We start from the raw sequence: 22,620 nt of genomic DNA on the forward strand, positions 1-22,620 counted from the left end.
TGTTCTATGATGATATATAAGTGTTATTGTAAAAATAATTGTTGAATAGGGGGAGAACATTTGAAAAAATTAATTTCAATTTTAATTTTAGTTATTTCAATGTTCTCATTCTTTATATTATATGACGAATTTAAAAAAACTGAAGTTTTTAGTATGAAGAATATAGAGAACAACTTAGAAAATAGTTATGATATTTTATTACCATCAACTATGGATAGTTTACCAAGAAAAGATCAGTATGAAACTTTAGCTAATGCTACCCAAAGTACCATGTCATCCATATTTTTTACAAGAACTGATAGATCTGGTGAAAAAGAAAAGATAATAAAATATATATATACTATGAAAGATGATTATATGGATAAAATTAATCTTTCTAGAGGTAAAAAACTTGATAAAACTATGATGACTTCAAATTACTTTTTATCAACAGAGAATACTGGAGATAAAAACCAAGTAGGGGTTATTGAAAGTATCAGTGATGATTTTATATTTGAAGTACGTACACTAAATAATATGTTAGATGATGGGCTAAAATTTAAAGGTTTTTGTACAATGGATTTACCTAAAGATAAGACTATAGAACAACATATGAGTACATTATGTGAAATTTATGATGTTAGTACTATAGAACATAATAAAGTACAAATTGTTGGCTGGATAGATAATAAAAATTCATTCTATATTTTAGTTTTATTTTTTATATTAGTTTTATTAATATTGTATGATATATTAAATTCTTATAAAAAAATAGGAATTAAAAAGATGATAGGATATTCAAATTTAGATATTTGGAAAGAAGACATTTCTAAATTATTAATTATTCAAATAGGTTCTATAGTCATTTCAACAATTTTTATGAGCATATTTTTAATTAATAAGTATAATGGGGCATATTTAAAATTTTTAAAGAAATTAGGACTGAATTATTTATTGATTACAATAATACTTGCCATTGTTGCATCAATACCATATATTTATGTACAAACTATAAAAATATCTTATATAATAAAAAACAAAAGACACACAAAAGACATATTAATATTTAATACTTTAATTAAAATTGGATTAGTTATAGGATTTATTATTTTATTAAATATTCAAATCACAAATTTTGATGAATTCAAGAAATTATATAATGGTTCATATAAGCAATGGGAAGATGCTAGTGATTATGTAACTTTGAATCTAGATAATTTAGATTTTTATAGTCATGGTGAAAAATTTTTAAAAAAGCAACAAAAATTATATAATAATCTAAATTCTAAGGGTGCAATTTTTGTTACATTTCCTATGCATACAACATTAGGTAAAGATTTAAATTCTAATGTTAAGTATTTTAAGCTTAATGGAACTATAAATCCTAATTATTTAAAAAAATATCCTATATATAATGACAAAGGGGATAGAGTCTATATATCTGAGAAAAATAAAAACTGGGTAATATTGATTCCAGATAAATTTAAAAATGATGAAGAACAGATAAGAGAATACTACGAATCTAGAAAAAAATCTTATTTAGAATGTGCCAGATCAAAATTAGATATAATTTGGATAAAATCTAATCAAAAGTATTTTTCTTATGATGTAAGTGTAAATCCTAAAGAGGGAAACTATGTGGAAGATCCAGTTGTTTTGGTTGGTACTGAAGAAGGATTGTTTCCTTATTGGAATAGTTACATATTTAATACAGTTGGTGATCCTGTTAAAGTTAAAATCAACAAAGAAATTTCACCATATGATCAAATAAAACCTATTATAAATTCAGTTGGGATAGATACATCAAGTCTTAGAATTAATTTCGCAGATGAAGAGGTTGTGTCAATTAGTAATGAATATAAAAATATGCTTAAAGTTTTAATAATGGGAATGAGTTCTATTGCCATAATGTTAGTAATTATTGTAACTCAAAGTGTGCTAAGTTTCTTTGAACAATATAAAAAAATTATTTCTATAAGAAGTTTTCATGGATATAAATCATTTGATAAATATAAAGAATATTTATGGATAATAATAATCAGTTGGGTTGCAATAGTTATTACATCTATCATTTTAAATAAGGCAAGTTTAAATATTATATTATCTGTAGCCTTAGCTGGATTAATATTTGAATGTTTATTATCTATAATATTTTTAAACTTAATAAGTAAAAATAAATTTACAGAAGTTATGAAGGGGGATTCTTAGAAAAAATTATATACTATAAAAATAAAGAGTTGGTATTATACAATTCAAATAAACATTCTATAATATTAATAAATTAATTTATAAAACTTTATATTAAAAATATTTCTGGTAATAAAAAAAGATATCAAAAGTTATTCTTGATATCTTTTTGTTATATATATGAATATCTAATACATTTTAGTAAACAATATATTAAGTAGAAAATTATATTATAAGGAGTGATTTTATGGCAAATTATCTTAAAAAACTTTTAAGTTCTAAAAAGAATAAAAGTAACAATATAAGTGAAGATAATACTAAAGAATATGTCATAAAAAAATCACTTAAAGAAAATATAGAACTATTTAAAAATAATATATTTCCTGGGGATAATACTATAATATATAGACAATTTAAAAATAAAAATTCCCAACTAAAATTTTGTGTAATATTTATAGATGGTATGGTAAATACAGAAATTATAAACGAGAATATATTACCTCAATTGATGAATACTACCGTCAACTCAAAATCGAAGAATTTAATAAATTGCATAAAGGAAGAAGTTTTAATAGTAAATGAAGTAAAAGAAAGTAATAGATTAGAAGATATATTAAGTTCACTTCTAATGGGGAAATCTATATTATTTATAGATGGATTTGAAAAGGTATTAATACTCAATACTATACAATGGGAAAAAAGATCCATAGAAGAACCCCAAGGGGAATCAGTAGTTAAAGGTCCAAGGGAAGGATTTAACGAATCTTTAATTACTAACATATCTTTAATAAGAAGAAGAATTAAATCTCAAGAATTAAAACTTCAATTTAAAGAAATAGGAGTTAGAACTAAGACAACAATTTGTATTGCATATATGGATGATATAGTAAATCCTAAAATACTAAAAGAATTGGAAAATAGATTAAATAAAATTGATATAGAAGGTGTTTTTTCTACAGGTACAATGCAAGAGCTTATAAGAGATAATCCTATGTCGCCTTTTAATACTATAGGAAATACAGAAAGGCCTGATGTAGTTGCATCTAAACTTTTACAAGGAAGAATTGCTATATTGTGTGAGGGGTCTCCTACGGTGTTAACTTTGCCATACCTATTTATAGAGCAATTTCAAGTAAATGAAGATTATTATGACAACTTTATATATGCTTCTGTAAACAGAATTCTAAGGATAATAGCTTTTATATTAACTATAACTATTCCAGCAATTTATGTTGCCTTTACCACATTTCATAAAGAAATGATTCCGATTAAATTAGCTTTTAGTATATATCTAGCAAGGGAAGGTGTACCACTGCCTACATCTATAGAAGCAATATTAATGGTAATTACTTTTGAAATAATAAGAGAAGCAGGAATAAGATTACCTAAGCATATAGGATCCACCGTAAGTATTGTGGGAGCATTGGTACTAGGTGATGCTGCTGTTAATGCTAAATTTGTAAGTGCACCTATAGTAATTGTAGCAGCTATTGCAGGTATATCAGAATTAGTATTATACGAATTGAGAACAGCCATAGTTATTTGGAGATTTATATTTTTAATTCTAGCATCAATTTTAGGATTGTATGGGGTAATTTTTGCAGGCATGGCATTGGTTATTCAATTAATGTCTATAAAGACCTTTGGAATTCCATATATGTTAAAACTTATAGACTTAGATAAATATAATATAGTGGATGCAACTATAAGAGCTCCTTGGTGGCTGTTAAAGTACAGAACTAAATTTATTTCTAAAGATAGAGTACGACTTAAAGATTATATAAAGAGAAGGAAGAGAAAATGAAGATAATTAAAAATAAAATTATTGTTATTTTAATTATAATTTTTTCTACAATATCCTTTTATGGATGTTGGGACTATTCAGAAATGGAAGATTTTAAACATGTAGCAGGTATAGCTGTGGATAGAGACAAAGATAAAAATGAATACATAGTTACTGTGGAAATATTAGAAACATATCCAGGTTCAAAGCAATTAAAATCTCATGTAGTACAAAGTAGAGATAAAATTATACATGCAGCATTTAGAGATGCAATAAAAAAAATAGGAAATAGACTTCAACTCTCTCATGCAAGAGTATTTATAGTAAGTAAAGATATTGCAAGAGAAGGTATAGTTTCAGCCATTGATTTGATTAATAGAGATGTTGAAGTGAGAAACGATATGTGGATTGCGGTATCTAAAGAAGACCTTGCATCAGAAATACTTACTAAATCTAAAAGTGAACAAGAGATAATATCTTATGATATAGAAGCTGCCATTAAGAACAGTGCCAAAGTAGGAAAATACATAGGAGTAGAAACCTTTAAACTAACAGATACCTTATTAACTGAAGGGGTTTCACCTATATTACCTATGGTTAAATTGGCTAAAAAGGATGGGAATATGGGTTTTGAAGTATCTGAAACTGCTGTATTTAAAGGAGACAAAATAGTAGGGGAATTAACAGAAAGAGAAACTATGATGTTGCAATTTTTCAATGGAAAAGACTTGGAATTCATATTTCCAGTGGATTCAGATGGTAATGGAACTGTAAGTTTAGAAATACTGGGATCTAAAAGAGAGATAAAGGTAAATTTAAATGAAGATAAAATAGTTATGAATACCTATATAGATATTGATACAGCTATATCTGAACTAGCAGATTCAGGAATAAATTATATTAATGAGGAAGAAAGAAATAAATTAAAAAATAGGGCTGAAGAACAAATAAAAAGTGATTGTAATTTACTAGTGGAAAAACTTAAAAAACAATATAAAAGCGATATCATAGGCTTTGGAAAGGAACTTAAAAAAAAGAAGCCTCAGAAATGGAAAAAGGTTTCTAATAATTGGGATGAAATATTTGAGTCTTTAGATATTAATATATCTGTAAATATAGACATAAAATATAGTGGATTAACTAGGAAGAATATAGAAGTAAAGAACTAAAGTTATATATGGAGGAATTTATGAAAAAAGAAGTTATATCTAATAAACAAATACAGCTTCTTATATTTAGTTATTGCATAGGTGCGTACTTATTATTTAGTATGGGAGCAGGAATAAAACAAGATATTTGGATATCCTCTATTTTAGCTATAATATTTACTATACCTATTGTAATAATGTATGGTAAAATTATGAATTTATATCCAGGCAAAAACTTTTTTGATATTTTAGAAGAGGTATTTGGAAGAATGGTTGGAAAAGTTCTTAATATAATATTTATTTTTCATGCATTTTTTTTAGGAGCTTACATACTAAGAGATTTTGCAGATTTTATTAAAGTAACTGCACTTTTTAGTACACCTATGATTGTACCTATGATATGTATTGGAATTTTGAGTATATGGATATTAACAGAAGGCATCGAAGTTTTAGCAGCTTGGGCTAAATTTTTAATAAGGATTATATTAATATCTATGATATTAATATGGATAATGTTAATACCAGAAATGCATATTTCAAATTTGCAACCAGTTTTCTACGCAGATTTAAAAGATATACTAAAACAGGCTCTTCATCTAATTACTTTTCCTTTTAGTGAGGTAATTATATTCTTGAATTTTTTTGATTATGTTAACTATAATAGTAAAACTAAGAATGTATTTATTAAGCCCTTAATTTTAGGAGGGATGTTGGTTGTTCTATATACTATGATTAACTTAATGCTATTAGGGGGAGAATTATATTCATTTTTCTATTACCCTGGTTACGAATCTATAAAAAGGTTGAATTTAGGAAATGAGTTTCAAAGGTTAGAAATAATAGTTTCTATAGCCTTCACTATAATACAATTTCTTGAAATAAATTTTTGTATATTAGGAGTATCAAAGGGTATTACAAAAGTTTTTAACTTAAAAGAATATAGAAGGGTCTTAATACCTGTAATTATTTTATTGATAACTTTTGCTTATGTAATGTTCGGAAGTGCTATGGAGGCTTTCGAGATTGTAAGAGAGCTTTGGCCAGCTTATGGAATTGTAATTCAGATAGTATTACCTTTTATAATATTTATATTTGCAACTATTAAGAGAAAAAATCAGCTTGTTAAATGTAATAAATAAATTTGTGGGTTAAATTACCATAATAATATTTAAAAAATTTCCCTCCAATAATACTAATTTATTGTATAATAATGGTATATGAGAAATTTAGGAGGGAAATTATGAATAAAATGAGACTTAATAAAAAAATTGCTAGTGCTGTAATTTCAATGACATTAGCTTTTAATATGTTTACACCTATTAGTGTACAAGCCTTGGGGAAGTTTGATATTAAATCTTCTTTCATAGCTAAAGAAATAGACAATAAAACATTGGAAATAGTTCCAGGAGTGACGGAAAAAGCATATAGATTTATAGATAAGGATGGTAAAAAACAATATGTGTCTTTAATGGAAATAAGATGGACAAGTTCTAGAGTAGGAGTTAAAGCTGGAACACCTAATAATAAGGATAGCTATGGAATGCAATCTGTAATTATGCAGGCAAAGGCTTCTATTGCATCAGGAGACAACGTTGTTGGTGGGGTAAATGGAGATTTTTATTATACGGTAACTGGTGAACCCATTGGAATAGTGTACAAAAATGGAAAGGCAGTAAAAGCAAATCATGCAGCAGAATGGAATTTTTTTGGCGTTTTAGAAGATGGAACCCCAATAATTGGAGATGGTAAAAAATACAATGAAGTTAAAGACAGTTTACAAGAAGCTCTAGGAGGTAATGCAATACTTGTTAGAGAGGGTAGAATTTATCAAACTCCATCCATAGGTGGATATAGAGAACCAAGAACAGCAGTTGGAATTAAAAAAGATGGTACTATATTTTTTGTAACTGTAGATGGAAGACAAGAGGGGCATTCAGCGGGAATTTCTATGCCTGATTTAGCACAGTTAATGATAGATTTAGGAGCAGTAGAAGCATTAAACTTAGATGGAGGAGGCTCATCAACTTTCGTTTCAAGAAAACTAGGTAGTAGTGATTTAATATTAAAAAATAAGCCTTCTGGTGGAATTATGAGAAACGTTGGAAACTCATGGTTGGTAATTAATAAAGAAGAATCTGATGGGATTATCTCATTAGCTCATATAGAGCCATTTCATAAAACTTTTCAAGTAGGTGCAAGGGTTCAGTTTAAAGCTACAGGTATAGATAAAGGAGGAAAAATAATTTCAATACCTCAGGGAACAGTGGATTGGAGTCTTTCAGATAATTCTTATGGAACTATTGATAGTAATGGAGTTTTTCTATCTAATGGAAAAGTTGGACAAGTTCAAGTGCAAACTAGCTACAATGATGAAATTATAGGAAGAACTTGGGTTGAAATTATAAAACCTGAAGAAAATAATAAATGGAATATAGAAAATAAGACTAGAATAGCAGGTGTAAATAGATTTGAAACAGCTGTTTCTATAGCTAAAACTATGTATAAAGATGGATGTGAAAATGTAATTATAACTAATGGATATAATTATACAGATGAAATATCTGCAAGTATTTTGGGGAATAATTTAAAAGCCCCTGTGCTTTTGGTAGGAAATAGCAATGAACAAGATAAAATAGCTTTAGATTACATAAAACAGTATATGAATAAAGATGGAAAAGTTTTTATTGTAGGAGGAACTGGTGCAGTAGGAGAAAAATTTGTAGATAAATTAAAAGTATTGGGTATTAGAAACATAGATAGAATGGATGGAAAAGATAGATATGAAACTAATATTAAAACCAATAACAAATTAACTATTGAAAAAGGAAGTCCAATAATTATAGCTAGTGGTGAGGGCTTTGCAGATGCTTTAAGTATAGCAAGTATTGCTCAAGTGAAAAATTATCCAATAATATTAACCAGCAAAAATAACTTATCCAAGGATGCAAAGGAATATATAAAGAAAATAGAACCATCTAAAATTCATATTGTAGGTGGAGAAGGTGTAGTAAGTAAAGAGGTTAAAAATAGCCTTATGGAATTAACAAGTTTAAGTAATAATAATATAGTAAGACTTCAAGGTTCAGATAGATATAATACTAATATAAGTGTATTAAAATACTTTGATATAGGAGGGGATACTTTAGCTATAGCGTCAGGAACAACTTTTCCAGATTCTTTAGTTGGAAGCGTGTATGCTTCATCAAAAAATGCTCCAATACTACTTGTAAATAATAATATGAATTTATCAGAACAAAATAAATATATACATTCAAAAAAATATAAGAGTTGCATAATATTTGGTGGTACTGGTGTAGTAAGAGATGGTTTATTTTAAAATTAAGGTCAGATGGGTTTATATTCATCTGACCTTAATTTTTTATTTGGAGAAAAACATGTACTATGTACTGAAAAAATTACCAAGGTAAAGACCGTAGAATCTATGTTAAAATAGTAAAATATATCATTAAAAGGAGGAATTTAAAATGGGAAGAAAAAGAAGTTCGCTGAAATTTCTAGTAATATTTTTATCAGTATTTTTAGTTTTTACAGCTAAAGTATCAGCAGCTCAAAGTATTAAGAGATTCGGTGGAAGCAATAGATATGAAACATCAGTGAAAATTTGCCAAAATAATTGGAATGCATCTAATTATGTTATATTGGTATCAGGAGAGGATTATCCAGATGCATTAACTGCATCACCTCTATCGAAAAAATATAATGCACCTATTTTATTAACACAAAGTGGGAATATAAATAGTATAACTTTAGGAGAAATAAAAAGATTAAATGCTAAGAATGCAATTATATTAGGGGGACCTACTGTGGTATCGGAAGGAACAGTAAATGTATTAAAAAATATGAGAGTAAATTGCACCCGTATATATGGTAAGGATAGATATGAAACTAGTGCAAAAGTAGCCAAAACCATTGGTAATAGTAATGGAATATTTATTGCATCAGGAGCAGGATTTGCTGATGCTGTATCAGCAGCACCTATAGCAGCTTCTAGACAAATGCCGATTATTCTTACATCATCTAAAAAGCTACCTGATGTAGTTAGAAATTATGTAAGGGAGAATAAAGATAGTACATATTATGTGGTTGGAGGAAATGCTTCAGTTAATTCAACAGCTGTAGATGGTATTATTAAATACAAAAGATTAAGTGGACAAAACAGATATGAAACAAACTCCGCAGTTATAAATGAATTTGTAAACAATATAAACTTTAGTAATACCTATTTAGCAAGTGGACAAGGTTATGCAGATGCACTGTCAGGATCTGCAGTGGCAGGAAAACTTTCTTCTCCAATAGTATTAGTAAATAGTTCAAATACCACAAATTCCATAATAAAATCAAAATTGAATAGTATAACTACCATAAGTGTATTAGGTGGTACTGGTGTAATATCAGATACATTAGTTAATAAACTTATACAAAAAGAGGGAACAAGCATAAAAGTTTGCATAGATGCAGGACATGGAGGATATGACCCAGGTGCCATTGGCCCTACAGGAGTTCGTGAAAAAGACGTAACCCTTGCAATAACACTAAAGGTTGGGAGAATACTTAAACAAAATGGTATAGATGTTGTATATACAAGAACTAGCGATAGTGTATCATGGCCTTCAAATGAAACTAAAGATCTTCAAAAACGTTGTGATATAGCAAATAATGCTAATGTACAATATTTTGTATCTATACATGCTAATAGTGCAAGTGTTTCAAATGCTAAAGGAACAGAAGTGTATTATTCACCAGGTAGTGCAAATGGAGAAAAATTAGCAAAAGCTATACAAGATGAAGTTGTAAAGGCTACAAACTTATATAATAGAGGTATAAAAACAGCAAATTTTTATGTATTAAGAAATACTAATGCTTCAGCAGCACTTGTAGAAACAGGATTTATAAGTAATCCTACGGAAGAAAAACTTTTAAAGGATAATGCCTTCCAAGAAAAAATGGCACAGGCTATAGCTAAAGGAGTTTTAAGAGTAATTAAGAATTAATAATGAATAATTTAGGTGGATTTTCTTCCTATCATCAGAAACTCTTTAATTTTATTGGCTTAGGCAAATAGTTATTCTATGAGTAGCTCGTTCAGCTTTGCTGAACATAGGATTTTATAAAATTAAAATTTTTTCGTAATGATAATGGAGAAAAATATCCATAATAATTCATTGTTGGTTGTTCATTATACATCAATAAAAAGCTGCTTGTTGCAGCTTTTTTATTTTGTATTTAAAAGATTGGATTTAATAAGGGAACTTTTAACTTTTGTACCTATTAAGTAAGCTGTAAATATTTTTGCTAAATCTAAAGGAATGAAGGGAACAGCGCCCACCATTATAGCTTTATTTATAGAAATTTTTGCAACAAAGGATAATTGTAATGTTCCCATGCTGTAACAAAGTATTAATGAGATTATTAGTCCAAAAGTTAATGCAAAAAATCCTCTATCCTTTTCTGAAATTTTTCCAACAATAAATGCAACTATAGGAAAACTTATTAAAAATCCACCTGTAGGGCCTACTAAAGATTGAAGCCCACCAGAGAAATGAGAAAATACAGGAGCACCTATTGCTCCAAGCAATAGATAAATAATTTGTGATAATGTGGCAAGTCTACTTCCTAAAATAATTGCGGCTAAATATATAGCAAAAATTTGAAGAGTTATAGGTACAGGACTAAAGGGAATGGGAATAGAAATTTGAGACATAACTGCTGTTAGAGCAGTAAAAGTAGCTACTATACTTAAATCTCTTACTGAAAATTTATTTTTCATAATAAAACCTCCATAATTTAATTGTTAACCATTAATATATATTAAGATGACAAATAAATTATATTTTAAATATTTTCATTTGTCAACATTGGACTAATTAATAAAAGGATTGATTCTATTATTCTTTGTGCTAAAATGTTATCATCTAATAAGTAAATAAAAGGGATGTGAGAAAATGTTACAAAAGGCCAAAGAGGCTTTAAGTAAATATTTTGGTTATGATGAATTTAGAGGTGCTCAAGAAAAAGTAATAGAAAGTATTTTAAATAAAAAGGATACTGTAGCTATTATGCCAACGGGAGCAGGGAAATCTATTTGTTATCAAATACCTGCCCTACTTACAGAAGGTATAACTATAGTAATATCTCCTTTGATTTCTTTAATGAAGGATCAAGTGGATTCATTAAAGGCAATGGGTATAAAGGCTACTTTTATAAATAGTTCATTAAATAACTTAGAAATACAAGAGAGAATATTTAATGCAAATATGGGAATTTATGATCTTATTTATTTAGCACCAGAAAGATTAGAATCAGAAGGTTTTTGTAATAGTTTAAATAATTTAGATATTTCATTAATAGCTGTAGATGAGGCACACTGTGTATCTCAATGGGGGCATGATTTTAGACCAAGTTATACAAGGATTAGCAGATTCATTGAAGGATTAGAAAAAAGACCAATAGTAACAGCATTTACAGCAACAGCCACCCAAACCGTTAAAGAAGATATATTAAAGTTATTATATTTAAAAGAACCAGAGGTTTTTGTAACAGGAGTTGATAGGGAGAATCTAAATTTTGCTGTTATACGAGGAGAGAATAAGGATGAATTTATATATAATTATTTAAATAATAATAAAGGCAAAATAGGCATAATATATACATCCACTAGAAAAGATGCAGAAAGCTTATATAGTAAATTAGAAAATAAAGGACATAAAGTTGGGGTGTATCATGCAGGATTAGGTGACGAACAAAGAAAAAAAATTCAAGAGGATTTTTCCTTTGATAATATAAATATAATAGTTGCAACTAATGCTTTTGGTATGGGAATAGACAAATCTAATGTTCGATATGTTATACATTATAACATGCCTAAAAACATGGAAGCTTATTATCAAGAAGCAGGTCGTGCAGGTAGAGATGGAGAGAAAAGTGAGTGTATATTACTTTTTTCTCCTAGAGATATACAAATTCAAAAATACTTTATAGATCAGGGATTTTTACCACCTGTAAGAAAGAATAATGAATACAATAAATTAAGGGCAATGGTGGATTATTGCTACACTTCAAAGTGTTTAAGAGCTTATATATTAGAATATTTTGATGAAGAAACTAACCTTGAAAATTGCGGAAATTGCAGTACCTGCAATGATGATAGAGAAGAAAAGGATATAACTATAGAAGCACAGAAAATATTTTCATGTGTTTATAGAATGAAGGAATCCTTTGGAGTAAATATGATAGCAGATACACTAAAAGGTTCACGAAATAAAAAGGTATTAAATGCAGGACTTAATAGACTGTCTACTTATGGAATAATGAGCGAATTCACCCAAAAACAAATATCATCATTAATAAATAAACTTATAGCAGATGGTTATCTAGTAACAACAGATGATAAATTTCCAGTGGTAAAGCTACAAGCCAGGGCTAATAATGTTTTAAAAAATAAAGAACCTGTTTACATTAAAATAACAAAGACTAAAAAGATATCAAAGCCTGACAATGAGTTGTTGGAAATTTTAAAAGACATAAGAAAAGAAATATCACAAGAGGCTGGAATACCTCCATTTATGATTTTCCATGACATCACTTTAAAAGAACTTAGTGAATATATGCCTAAGGATATGGAAAATTTCTTAAAAATAAAAGGTGTAGGAGAGAAAAAAGCTGAAGTATATGGAGAAAAATTTATAAGTGCAATTTGTGATTATACAAAAGAAAAAAATATAACAGCTAAATCTAATGAAGAATATGACATGAATAAAAAGTCTAAGGAAAAAACTCACGTAATAACCTATAATCTCTATAAGGAAGGAAAAAACATAAAAGAAATTTCAAAAGAGAGAAATTTACAAACTTCAACTATAGAGGAACATTTATTTAAATGTTTAAATGAAGACATGGATATTAATATAGATGATCTTATTAAAAAAGATTATGAAAAAATTATATTAGATGCAATTAAAAAAATTGGTGGAAGCAAGCTAAAGCCAATAAAAGATGCATTACCAGAAGAAGTGGATTATATGTCAATAAAATCTGTGTGGTATAAATATAGAAAATTAGGATGAATTCAAAGGAGGCTATCTATTCTTATGATTTTTTTAATTATAAGAATAGATAATTTTTTTAAATATATTATATTACTTTTCTTTAGTAATTACCCTTTTAAAAGTATCTAATGGTTCTTCATCTTCCTTACTAATAATGTCTGGAGCTATTCCAAATTCACTATTACAAGTTCCATCTGGATTTAATTTATAATCTATTTGATATGAAAGCATCAACCCACTATTAGGAAGCACATTATAAACAGGACTCATAGCAGGACTATTCCCTCCAGTTTTTGGTCCAATTAATGTTGCAAAGCCTGTATTTTTACAATATTCAGCAAAACTCTCCCCGGATGATTGAACCCATTTACTAACTAAGACATAAATCTTTCCTTTAAATAATTTTTCCTTTGATAGTGGCTTAACATTATATGGAATTGATTTAGAGATTTCAAGATATTTTAAATCCTTTAAATCCTCTTTTCTTATTTTAGGAAGTTTTAAGACCTCTGAAAAATCTGTAGTCATTTTAGTATGCTCCTCATTTCTATGTTCTTTCACCCATTCATCGTTCAATATATCCCCATTTTTATATAGTGCATATTGATTATATAATTTTAACTCTTTATCAATATTAGGTGCCACTATATTAGTTATCCAATAATAATCTGAACCACCATTACACCTTGTTAAATCAATTACCAAGTTCTTTTTGTTAGCATTTTCCTTATAAAAATTCAAAAGCTTATCTGTATTTATCTTTACAAAATCATGATTAAAAGTATGAATTTTTACATAGCAAGTATCTTTATCAATGTCATGAAATACTAGGTTTTTATCACCATAGGATTTATTTGAATTAGAATTATTAAATTTACTTTCCATTTTATTACTTCCACTTTTTATACTATAAATATATTTATAGGTTTCCTCACTTTTCTTATTAATTGCTACTTTATATCTATCTTTAAATAATTCTTCAATTTCACTTTTATTCAGAGCACTAGTAGTTTGACGTAGTCTTATATAATTTTCTAAATCCAGGACATACAAATGCGCTACATGTGGAAATTTATTAATGGATTTATTTAAAATATCATTAAAGTATTTAAAATCCACTTTTTTTGCATTCTGTATTTTTCTACGATTCTCCTCTTTTACGTTCTTTATATTAACCCCATATTTTCTCTCTAGTACATTAAAACAGGGATAATTCTTTTCAAGTACATTCCACATATAATCATAATCTTCTAAAGCTTCTTTTTTCGAAAAGTTTTTTATATGCTCTGGTGCATTAATTTTATAATATGCCTTACCAATGAAAGGCTTAGCTATAAATAATAATACTATAGCTATTATGATTTTAAGAATTTTTTTCATTTTTATACCCCCCTAATAAATATATGCGTTCTGTTAAGTTATTATTATAGAACGTAGTTACGCATTTGTAAAATATTACATAACAAAAAGAGGGAATTATTGTAATAAAGGTTAAAAGCTAATAATAAACTGTAAAAAGTAAATTAAAATAAGGGGGATTTATTTTGGAGGATGGTAGAGCTAGATTGACACCAATGAAATACTTGCTAGTAGGGGGAGCAATCTTTGCAATGCATTTTGGAGGTTCCAGTATGATATGGCCTATGACCTGGGGAAAAGAAAGTGGGAGCAGTGTATTTCTAGCATTTATAGGTATATATTTAACAGCATTATTTTTCCCATTATTAGGTTATTTAGCCTTAGCCAGATCAAAGGGTACTTTCTATACTATGGCAGGTAAAGTATCACCAGGCTTTGGAAAAGCTTTTTGCAGTATAGCAATGTTAGTGTTAGGACCTCTATTTTGCATACCTAGAATGAGTGCAGCAGCATGGGATGCTTTTCTACAGGTAAGTGGATTTAGTCCTGAATCCTTTGTAGCACCTTTGATATTTTCCATAATATATTATCTTATAACTTATTGGTTCATAGCTCAAAAATCAGATGCTGTAGATAAAGTAAGCAAAATATTATTTCCAGTATTAGTAATAGCGGTGGTGGCTGTAATAGGAAAAGGAATAATGTTTCCACTAGCAGTTCAAAATCCTAAATTATATACTGTCAATGCCTTTGCTTATGGATTTAAAAATGGTTATGCTACAGCAGAACTTATATGTGCTCTAGTATTTGCAACTATAATTATTGATGATTTAAGGTTTAAGGGAATAGCGGAGGAGCATATAAATTCTAATTTAATAAAGGTTGGCATAATTGGAATTACCATGCTTACATTAACTCACTTAGGGCACATGATAGTTGGGTCTTACACAGGAGGCATATTTGAAGATTTAAGATATTCTGCCCTTTATTCTGCTGTAGTTTTAAAATTATGGGGAACTGTAGGAGGTGCAATATTTAACATTGCACTACTTTTTGCAGCCTTAACCACTGCTATAGGACTAGCAGTAGCTACTGCTAATTTCTTTCAAGAAATTACAAATAATAGGGTGTCCTATAAAAAGTCAGCAGGTATTACTCTAATTATAAGTGCATTTGTAACAGTACTAGGTCTTTCATCTATTGTAGAACTTGCAGCACCGCTATTAGATATAGTTTATCCCGCAGGTATAACTATGACTTTATTCTATGCTTTTATACCAAACCTAGAATATAGAGAAAAGGTATTTTCTTCTTACAGGGTAGCCATGGTAGTTTCTTTTATATGGGGCATATATGAGGGTGTTTTAACTTATTTAAAAATGTTTAGAATAAATACAGGAATTCTCGAAGTTGTTTATAATAAGGTTCCATTAACATCTATGGGGTTAGGGTGGATACCTATAACCTGTACAGCTATTGTAATAAGTTTAATACTACACAGGAAAAAGAACAGAGGGATTTATAATTAAATTTGGAATTTAAAGGAATAAACTCTTTTGAATGCTCATAGTATTTACTGTAATTAATATTTATAAAACAATAAATTATTTGAGGAGGATTATTATGAGAAAAGCGTTATCAGGATTAAAGGTATTAGATTTAACTCATGCTTATAATGGCCCATTTTGCACAACTCTTTTAGCAGATAATGGAGCAGATGTAATAAAAATAGAAAGTCCAAAGGGTGATCAATGTAGAACCTGGGGACCTTTAGATCCTAAAAGTGGAGAAAGTGGATTTTATGCATTTTTAAATAGAAATAAAAAAGGTATTACTTTAAATTTAAAAACAGAAAGAGGAAAAGAAATCTTTTATAAAATGGCAAAAGAAGCAGATGTTGTAGTAGAAAACTTTAGAGTAGGAGTTATGGAGAAATTAGGAATAGATTATGAAACTTTAAAGAAAATAAATCCTAAAATAATTTATGCATCAGGATCAGGCTTTGGACAATATGGCCCTTTATCCAATAGACCTTGTTATGATATAGTGGCTCAATCCATGGGAGGAATGGTTAATTTAACAGGATTCCCAGAAGGACCTCCTACAAAAGTTGGACCATCAGTAGCTGATAATGTTACTGGAATATATCTTTGCGTGGGAGTTTTAATGGCACTTTACAATAGAGAGAAAACAGGAGTAGGTCAAACTGTAGATGTAGCAATGCTAGACACAATATTTACTCTTTTAGAAAATTCAATAATTGTAAATACAATGACAGGAGTTGTTCCAGAAAGGCAAGGTAACATAGACCCTTCTATAGCTCCTTTCGATATATATGAAGTTCAAGATGGATATATAGCAGTAGGAGTTGGAAATGATAAGCTTTGGGAAAAATTCTGTAACCTAATGGAGAAACCTGAATTAATTAATGACGAAAGATTTAAAACTAATGATTTAAGATGTCAAAACTATCTTCCAGATTTAAAAAATATTATAGTTGACTGGATTAAAATTAAAAATAAAAAAGAATTAGAAGAAATGTTTGATAAGGCAGGAATTCCTTGTGGACCAGTACTTAATATGCAAGAAGCTATAGATCATCCACATATAAAGGCAAGAGAAATGATGGTTACTATAGAGCATCCAACTATAGGGGAAATGTACTTCCAAGGTGTTCCTATAAAATTATCCCAAACACCAGGCAGTGTAGAAACACCAGCACCATTACTTGGACAACACAATGCAGAGGTTCTTAAAGAATTTGGAGTAGATGAAAAAGAACTTAAAATATTAGAAGAGCAAGGGATAATTTAATTATATAAGGGGGATTAATTTATGAGAAAGGAAGCAATATTAAACTATAAAATGACTCCTGAAGATGGAAATAATTTAGGAGATGTTATAGCAGTAGGAAGACAATTGGATTTTTGGGGAGATGCTGAGACAGAACTTATGATTCTAGTTGATGGAGATGAGTCTCTATGTTTAGGATACAATGATGTAAAATTTTATCATGAAATATATGTAGGAGACCAACTTGATATAAAGGCTACCTTAGTTAAAGTGGGAAATACTTCTAGAACCTGTAAGTTAGAAACATATAAAATTGCTACACCAGCTATAAAAAATGGAAGATTAGAAGCAGGAGAAAGAGAAATAGATTATTTAGAAACTCCCATTCTCTGCGGGGAAGGTTACTCTGTTTTAGTAGTAAAGAAAGACCTTCAAAGAGGGGTTCAACCATCGGGAATAGTTGAAAATCCATGGAAAGAGTTAGAATAAGGAAAGGGGAGTTATAAATGACTTTTAGAAAACCTAGTAAAAATTATGAAACAAAGATGCGTATAAGAATGTCATCAAAGGATGTATTTTATGGCGGTGGAGTTGTAAATGGCTCTCGTTCTATAAGACTTATGGGAGATGTAGCAGAAAGGCTTATGATTATGACTGAAGGCAATGAAGGAAAATGTATAGAATATGAAATGATAAGATTATATAACCCTATATTTGCAGGAGATTATTTAGAAATGGTTGGAAGAATAATAGGGGAAGATGGAAGTAAGAAGAAGATACAATGTAGAACCTTTAAAATAGCAACTAATCCTAAGATTGAAAATCAGCCTAGTGCTATAGATGTATTGGAAGAACCAATTTTATGTACAGAATTTATAGGAACCTATGATAGTGTACAGTGAACAATGAAGAAAAGTATCTATAGTTATTAATTGTCTAATTTTAGTTATTCATTAAGCAATGGAGCTGTCGCATTAAGAATATACAATATATTGTATGTAAATTCCTTAGTGTGACAGCCCCATTGTTTGTAATAGGAGGGAGAAAGATGGATTTTAATATAAATGAAGAGCAAAAGATGATATTAAAAGTTGTAAGGGAATTTACAGAAAAAGAAATAGAACCAATAGCAGCTAAGATAGACGAAACAGGTGAATTTCCAAGAGAAAGTATAAAGAAAATGGCTAAATTAAATATGTTAGGTATTCCCTTTCCATTAGAATGTGGAGGGGCTGGGCAAAATGAATTAGTTTTTTCAATGTGTATAGAAGAAATAGCAAAGCATTGTGCATCTACTGCAGCTATATTAGCAGTTCATAATATACCTTGTTGGATAATAGAAAAGTATGGAACAGATTATCAAAAGGAAAAATATTTATATGATTTGGTGAAAGGCAATAAAATAGGAGCTTTTGCATTAACAGAGCCTAATGCAGGAACAGATTCTGCCAGTCAAAATACTAAGGCTATAAAACAGGGAGATAATTATATATTAAATGGTCAAAAATGTTTTATAACTAATGGTGGAGAAGCAGGGGTTTATATAGTATTTGGAATGACAGATAAGAGTAAAGGAACAAGGGGAATTACAGGTTTTATAATAGAGAAGGATCATCCAGGGTTTTATATAGGAAAAAAAGAAAACAAAATGGGTATAAGAGCATCTTCCACATCAGAATTAATATTTAAAAATTGTGTGATACCAAAAGAAAATATGATAGGTAAAGAGGGACGAGGTTTTAAAATTGCAATGCAAGCGTTGGATGGTGGAAGAATTGCCATGGCATCACAAGCAGTTGGAATTGCTCAAGGTGCTATGGATAGAACTGTAGATTACTTAAAGGAAAGAGAACAGTTTGGAAGACCTCTATCTTCTTTTCAAGGTTTACAATGGATGTTAGCAGATATGGAAACAAGGATAAATGCTTCAAGACTATTAGTGCAAAAGGCTGCAGTAAAATTTGATAACGGAGAAAATGTAAATAAAGATGCTGCTATGGCAAAATTATTTGCAGCAGAAACTGCAATGGATGTTACTATAAAAGCAGTTCAGCTACATGGTGGGTATGGATACATGAAGGACTATCCTTTAGAGAGAATGATGAGAGATGCTAAAATTACAGAGATATATGAAGGTACTTCAGAAGTACAAAAAATGGTAATCTCTAAAAATATATTAGATAAGAGGTGATTTAATATGAACATAGTAGTTTGTATAAAACAAGTACCAGATACCACAGAGGTAAGAATAGATCCTATAAAAGGAACATTAATAAGAGATGGAATTCCTAGCATAATAAATCCTGATGATAAAAATGCTATAGAAGAGGCATTAAAAATAAAAGATAAAATAAAAGGCACTAAAGTAATAGCAATAACTATGGGCCCCCTTCAATCGGAAAGTGCACTAAGAGAAGCTTTAGCTATGGGAGTTGATAAGGGGATTTTATTAAGTGATAGAAAATTTGCAGGTTCAGATACATTAGCTACATCCTATATATTATCTTCAGTCATTAAAAAGATAGGAGACTATGACATAATATTTTGTGGAAGACAAGCAATAGATGGAGATACAGCACAGGTAGGACCAGGTATTGCAGAACATTTAAAGATACCTCAAATAACTTATGTAAGTGGATTGGATGTAAATGGAAGAGAGCTAATTGTTAATAGGGATATAGAGGAAGGTTCATATGTAATAAAATCGAAAATGCCAATACTTTTAACGGCTATAAAAGAATTAAATGAACCAAGATATCCATCCATTGCTGGAATATATAAAGCTCATAGAGAAAAAAGAATTGATATATGGACAGCAAATGATTTAGAAATAGATGAGGAGAAAATAGGACTTAATGGATCCCCTACTAAAGTAAAAAAATCCTTTACTCCTTCAATAAGTTCTCAAGGGGAAATAATAGAAGGAACAGCTGAGGAAGCTTCATATAAATTAGTTTCAAAGCTTAGAGAAAAACAAATAATATAGGAGGCTTAACTATGAAGGTAAAAGATTATAAGGATGTTTGGGTTTTTATAGAGCAAAGAGAAGGAAGAATAGCTAATGTATCTTTGGAACTTTTAGGAGAAGGTAGAAAAATAGCAGATAAACTAGGAGTAAAATTGAAAGGTATATTATTAGGAAATAAAATAGATAGCCTAGCAAGGGATATAATTAAATATGGTGCAGACCATGTTATGTATATAGAGGATAAATTTCTAGAAATTTATTCTACAGAAGCTTATACTAGAGTTATAACCGAACTAGTAAATAAACGAAAACCGGAAATTATACTTTTAGGAGCTACTACCATAGGGAGAGATTTAGCACCAAGACTTGCTGTAAGACTTAAAACTGGTCTAACAGCAGATTGTACTTCCCTAGATATAGAAGAAGATACAGGAAATCTATTAATGACAAGACCTGCCTTTGGGGGAAATTTAATGGCGACTATAGTTTGTGAAGAACATAGACCTCAGATGTCTACTGTAAGACCAGGAGTAATGGAAAAGGCCGTATTAAAGGAAAATGTAGTTGGGAAAGTGGAAAAAATTGATTTCAAATTAGGAAAAGAGGATAAAAATGCATTGGTTATAGACATAATAAAGAAAAAGAAAAAAGAAATTGCATTAGAAGAAGCCAATATAATAGTATCTGGTGGAAGAGGATTAGGAGACAAAGAAGGTTTTAAATTATTAAAGGATTTGGCTGATAAATTACAGGGAGAAGTAGGGGCATCAAGAGGAGCTGTAGATGCTGAATGGATAGATAGCCAGCATCAAGTTGGACAAACTGGTAAATCAGTTAGACCTAAACTTTATATCGCCTGTGGTATATCAGGGGCAGTACAACATTTAGCCGGCATGAAAGAAGCAGAATGTATAGTAGCTATAAATAAAGATAAAGACGCACCGATTTTTCAAATAGCTCACTATGGAATAGTAGGGGATTTATATGAAGTAATCCCATCTATGATAAAAACACTAGATAATGAATAGTAATTAACAATGAACAATGAGCAACTATGAATAATTTTCCTTAATTGTTATTACGAAAAATTTTTAATTATATAAAGCCCGATATTAAGCTTAGCTTATCGGGCTTTTTTTATATTTATCTAAATATATTTCCTGCAATAACCATTTTTTGTACTTGGTTTGTACCTTCATATATTTGAGTGATTTTTGCATCTCTCATCATTCTTTCAACAGGATAGTCCTTTATATATCCATATCCACCAAATAGTTGGACAGCCTCTGTAGTTACAAACATAGCTGCATCTGTAGCAGCTAATTTAGCTCTTGCTGCGGAAAGTGAATAAGGTAATCCATTATCTTTTTCCCAAGCAGCTTTATAAACTAAATATCTTGCTTGTTCTATTTTTAAATCCATATCTGCCATCATCCATTGTAGACCTTGGAATTTACACAATGCTTTACCAAATTGCTTTCTTTCCATCATGTACTTTTTGGCTTTTTCAAAAGCACCCTGTGCTATACCTAGTGCCTGAGCTGCTACACCAATTCTACCTCCATCTAAAGTTTGCATAGCGATCTTAAATCCATCACCTTCTTTGCCAAGAAGATTTTCTTTTGGAACTTTACAATCTTTATATATAGTTTCAGCTACTTTTGCAGCTCTTAATCCCATAGTATCTTCAAGTTTGCCTATAGAAAATCCAGGAAAGGATTTTTCAACTATAAATGCAGATATACCCTTTGGGCCTTTTTCTTTATCTGTCATAGCAAATACTACAAATATATCAGCTACAGGACTATTAGTTGTAAACTTTTTTTCTCCATTTAGTATATAGTGGTCACCGTCTAATACAGCAGTAGTTTGTTGACCACCAGCATCTGTACCAGCATTAGGCTCTGTTAATCCAAACCCACCTAATACTTTACCAGAAGCTATTTGACTTAGGTATTTTTGTTTTTGTTCTTCTGTTCCATATTGTAATATAGGAGAAGCACATAAGGATGTAGACACAGAATAAGAAATTCCAGTAGCAGCACAAGCCTTTGAAATTTCTTCAACAGCTAGAGCATAGGAAAAATAATCTCCACCTGTGCCACCATATTCTTTTGGGAAAGGAAGACCTAAAAGCCCCAAATCTTTCATTTTATTAAAGGTTTCTTTAGGAAACTCACCACTTTCATCACTTTTAGCAGCTATGGGTTCAATTTCTTTTTTAACAAAATCTCTAATCATTTCTTTTAAAGATTTTTGTTCCTTAGTCAATTTAAAATTCATAAAATATACCTCCTTAAATATATCCTCGTAATAATATATACGCAATTATTTTCC

The 22,620-nt window shown here is 29.4% G+C and carries 17 protein-coding genes; 14 read left to right on the plus strand and 3 right to left on the minus strand.

The window, feature by feature from the left end:
* Positions 1 to 60 precede the first annotated feature (60 nt).
* The 6 genes from B5D21_RS05870 to B5D21_RS05895 all read left to right on the plus strand — a co-directional run bounded on the left by B5D21_RS05870 (position 61) and on the right by B5D21_RS05895 (position 10,109).
* The gene (locus tag B5D21_RS05870) at positions 61 to 2,187 is read left to right on the plus strand and encodes a bacteriocin-associated integral membrane family protein (protein ID WP_011100254.1); all 2,127 of its coding nucleotides are present in this window, start codon (positions 61 to 63) and stop codon (positions 2,185 to 2,187) included.
* Positions 2,188 to 2,413: 226 nt separating this feature from the next.
* Positions 2,414 to 3,970 (plus strand): spore germination protein, encoded by a 1,557-nt coding sequence (locus B5D21_RS05875; RefSeq protein WP_011100253.1) that lies wholly within the window; start codon positions 2,414 to 2,416, stop codon positions 3,968 to 3,970.
* Positions 3,967 to 5,118: a Ger(x)C family spore germination protein gene (locus B5D21_RS05880; protein WP_011100252.1), complete on the plus strand. Its 1,152-nt coding sequence runs from the start codon at positions 3,967 to 3,969 to the stop codon at positions 5,116 to 5,118. Before B5D21_RS05875 ends, B5D21_RS05880 begins: the two co-directional genes overlap by 4 nt.
* A gap of 20 nt (positions 5,119 to 5,138) precedes the next feature.
* Positions 5,139 to 6,236 carry an endospore germination permease gene (locus tag B5D21_RS05885; RefSeq protein WP_035109089.1) on the plus strand — a complete coding sequence of 366 codons (1,098 nt, stop codon included), beginning with the start codon at positions 5,139 to 5,141 and terminating at the stop codon, positions 6,234 to 6,236.
* 101 nt (positions 6,237 to 6,337) lie between these two features.
* A complete protein-coding gene (locus B5D21_RS05890) occupies positions 6,338 to 8,434 on the plus strand; it encodes a cell wall-binding repeat-containing protein (protein WP_052040318.1) in 2,097 nt (698 codons plus the stop codon).
* A 148-nt stretch (positions 8,435 to 8,582) separates the two neighbouring features.
* A complete protein-coding gene (locus tag B5D21_RS05895; protein WP_011100249.1) occupies positions 8,583 to 10,109 on the plus strand; it encodes an N-acetylmuramoyl-L-alanine amidase in 1,527 nt (508 codons plus the stop codon).
* Positions 10,110 to 10,330: 221 nt separating this feature from the next.
* On the opposite strand, the gene B5D21_RS05900 is transcribed toward B5D21_RS05895, so the two are convergent.
* Positions 10,331 to 10,885, minus strand: a complete 555-nt coding sequence (locus B5D21_RS05900) for a biotin transporter BioY (protein WP_011100248.1) — start codon at positions 10,883 to 10,885, stop codon at positions 10,331 to 10,333.
* 175 nt (positions 10,886 to 11,060) lie between these two features.
* Between B5D21_RS05900 and recQ the strand changes: the two genes are divergently transcribed.
* Complete coding sequence (gene recQ, locus B5D21_RS05905; protein WP_011100247.1) at positions 11,061 to 13,181, plus strand: DNA helicase RecQ; 2,121 nt, start codon at positions 11,061 to 11,063, stop codon at positions 13,179 to 13,181.
* Between the two features lie 72 nt (positions 13,182 to 13,253).
* On the opposite strand, the gene B5D21_RS05910 is transcribed toward recQ, so the two are convergent.
* Positions 13,254 to 14,543 (minus strand): S41 family peptidase, encoded by a 1,290-nt coding sequence (locus B5D21_RS05910; protein WP_011100246.1) that lies wholly within the window; start codon positions 14,541 to 14,543, stop codon positions 13,254 to 13,256.
* Positions 14,544 to 14,707: 164 nt separating this feature from the next.
* Between B5D21_RS05910 and B5D21_RS05915 the strand changes: the two genes are divergently transcribed.
* From B5D21_RS05915 to B5D21_RS05945, 7 genes are all read left to right on the plus strand, one after another.
* Complete coding sequence (locus tag B5D21_RS05915) at positions 14,708 to 16,051, plus strand: branched-chain amino acid transport system II carrier protein (RefSeq protein WP_011100245.1); 1,344 nt, start codon at positions 14,708 to 14,710, stop codon at positions 16,049 to 16,051.
* Positions 16,052 to 16,145: 94 nt separating this feature from the next.
* Positions 16,146 to 17,336: a CaiB/BaiF CoA transferase family protein gene (locus B5D21_RS05920; protein WP_035109094.1), complete on the plus strand. Its 1,191-nt coding sequence runs from the start codon at positions 16,146 to 16,148 to the stop codon at positions 17,334 to 17,336.
* 21 nt (positions 17,337 to 17,357) lie between these two features.
* Complete coding sequence (locus tag B5D21_RS05925; protein WP_011100243.1) at positions 17,358 to 17,804, plus strand: hypothetical protein; 447 nt, start codon at positions 17,358 to 17,360, stop codon at positions 17,802 to 17,804.
* A 17-nt stretch (positions 17,805 to 17,821) separates the two neighbouring features.
* A complete protein-coding gene (locus B5D21_RS05930) occupies positions 17,822 to 18,217 on the plus strand; it encodes a hotdog fold domain-containing protein (protein WP_011100242.1) in 396 nt (131 codons plus the stop codon).
* Positions 18,218 to 18,363: 146 nt separating this feature from the next.
* The gene (locus B5D21_RS05935; protein ID WP_035109095.1) at positions 18,364 to 19,506 is read left to right on the plus strand and encodes an acyl-CoA dehydrogenase; all 1,143 of its coding nucleotides are present in this window, start codon (positions 18,364 to 18,366) and stop codon (positions 19,504 to 19,506) included.
* Positions 19,507 to 19,512: 6 nt separating this feature from the next.
* Positions 19,513 to 20,301, plus strand: a complete 789-nt coding sequence (locus B5D21_RS05940; RefSeq protein ID WP_011100240.1) for an electron transfer flavoprotein subunit beta/FixA family protein — start codon at positions 19,513 to 19,515, stop codon at positions 20,299 to 20,301.
* A gap of 11 nt (positions 20,302 to 20,312) precedes the next feature.
* The gene (locus B5D21_RS05945; protein WP_011100239.1) at positions 20,313 to 21,311 is read left to right on the plus strand and encodes an electron transfer flavoprotein subunit alpha/FixB family protein; all 999 of its coding nucleotides are present in this window, start codon (positions 20,313 to 20,315) and stop codon (positions 21,309 to 21,311) included.
* Positions 21,312 to 21,426: 115 nt separating this feature from the next.
* Here B5D21_RS05945 and B5D21_RS05950 read toward each other — a convergent pair whose 3' ends face one another.
* Entirely contained in the window at positions 21,427 to 22,566 is a 1,140-nt protein-coding gene (locus B5D21_RS05950) for an acyl-CoA dehydrogenase (RefSeq protein ID WP_035109098.1), read from the minus strand.
* Positions 22,567 to 22,620 lie beyond the last annotated feature (54 nt).

The organism is Clostridium tetani, from assembly GCF_900167265.1.
GTDB classification, from domain to species: domain Bacteria; phylum Bacillota; class Clostridia; order Clostridiales; family Clostridiaceae; genus Clostridium_G; species Clostridium_G tetani.

Bases quoted from the DNA above. Each gene is read 5' to 3' on its own strand.
- B5D21_RS05895 (WP_011100249.1), top strand. From the start codon at position 8,583: ATGGGAAGAAAAAGAAGTTCGCTGAAATTTCTAGTAATATTTTTATCA.
- B5D21_RS05935 (WP_035109095.1), top strand. From the start codon at position 18,364: ATGGATTTTAATATAAATGAAGAGCAAAAGATGATATTAAAAGTTGTA.
- B5D21_RS05900 (WP_011100248.1), bottom strand. From the start codon at position 10,885: ATGAAAAATAAATTTTCAGTAAGAGATTTAAGTATAGTAGCTACTTTT.
- B5D21_RS05875 (WP_011100253.1), top strand. From the start codon at position 2,414: ATGGCAAATTATCTTAAAAAACTTTTAAGTTCTAAAAAGAATAAAAGT.
- B5D21_RS05945 (WP_011100239.1), top strand. From the start codon at position 20,313: ATGAAGGTAAAAGATTATAAGGATGTTTGGGTTTTTATAGAGCAAAGA.
- B5D21_RS05950 (WP_035109098.1), bottom strand. From the start codon at position 22,566: ATGAATTTTAAATTGACTAAGGAACAAAAATCTTTAAAAGAAATGATT.
- B5D21_RS05920 (WP_035109094.1), top strand. From the start codon at position 16,146: ATGAGAAAAGCGTTATCAGGATTAAAGGTATTAGATTTAACTCATGCT.
- B5D21_RS05930 (WP_011100242.1), top strand. From the start codon at position 17,822: ATGACTTTTAGAAAACCTAGTAAAAATTATGAAACAAAGATGCGTATA.
- B5D21_RS05880 (WP_011100252.1), top strand. From the start codon at position 3,967: ATGAAGATAATTAAAAATAAAATTATTGTTATTTTAATTATAATTTTT.
- B5D21_RS05910 (WP_011100246.1), bottom strand. From the start codon at position 14,543: ATGAAAAAAATTCTTAAAATCATAATAGCTATAGTATTATTATTTATA.
- B5D21_RS05940 (WP_011100240.1), top strand. From the start codon at position 19,513: ATGAACATAGTAGTTTGTATAAAACAAGTACCAGATACCACAGAGGTA.
- recQ (WP_011100247.1), top strand. From the start codon at position 11,061: ATGTTACAAAAGGCCAAAGAGGCTTTAAGTAAATATTTTGGTTATGAT.
- B5D21_RS05885 (WP_035109089.1), top strand. From the start codon at position 5,139: ATGAAAAAAGAAGTTATATCTAATAAACAAATACAGCTTCTTATATTT.
- B5D21_RS05925 (WP_011100243.1), top strand. From the start codon at position 17,358: ATGAGAAAGGAAGCAATATTAAACTATAAAATGACTCCTGAAGATGGA.
- B5D21_RS05890 (WP_052040318.1), top strand. From the start codon at position 6,338: ATGAATAAAATGAGACTTAATAAAAAAATTGCTAGTGCTGTAATTTCA.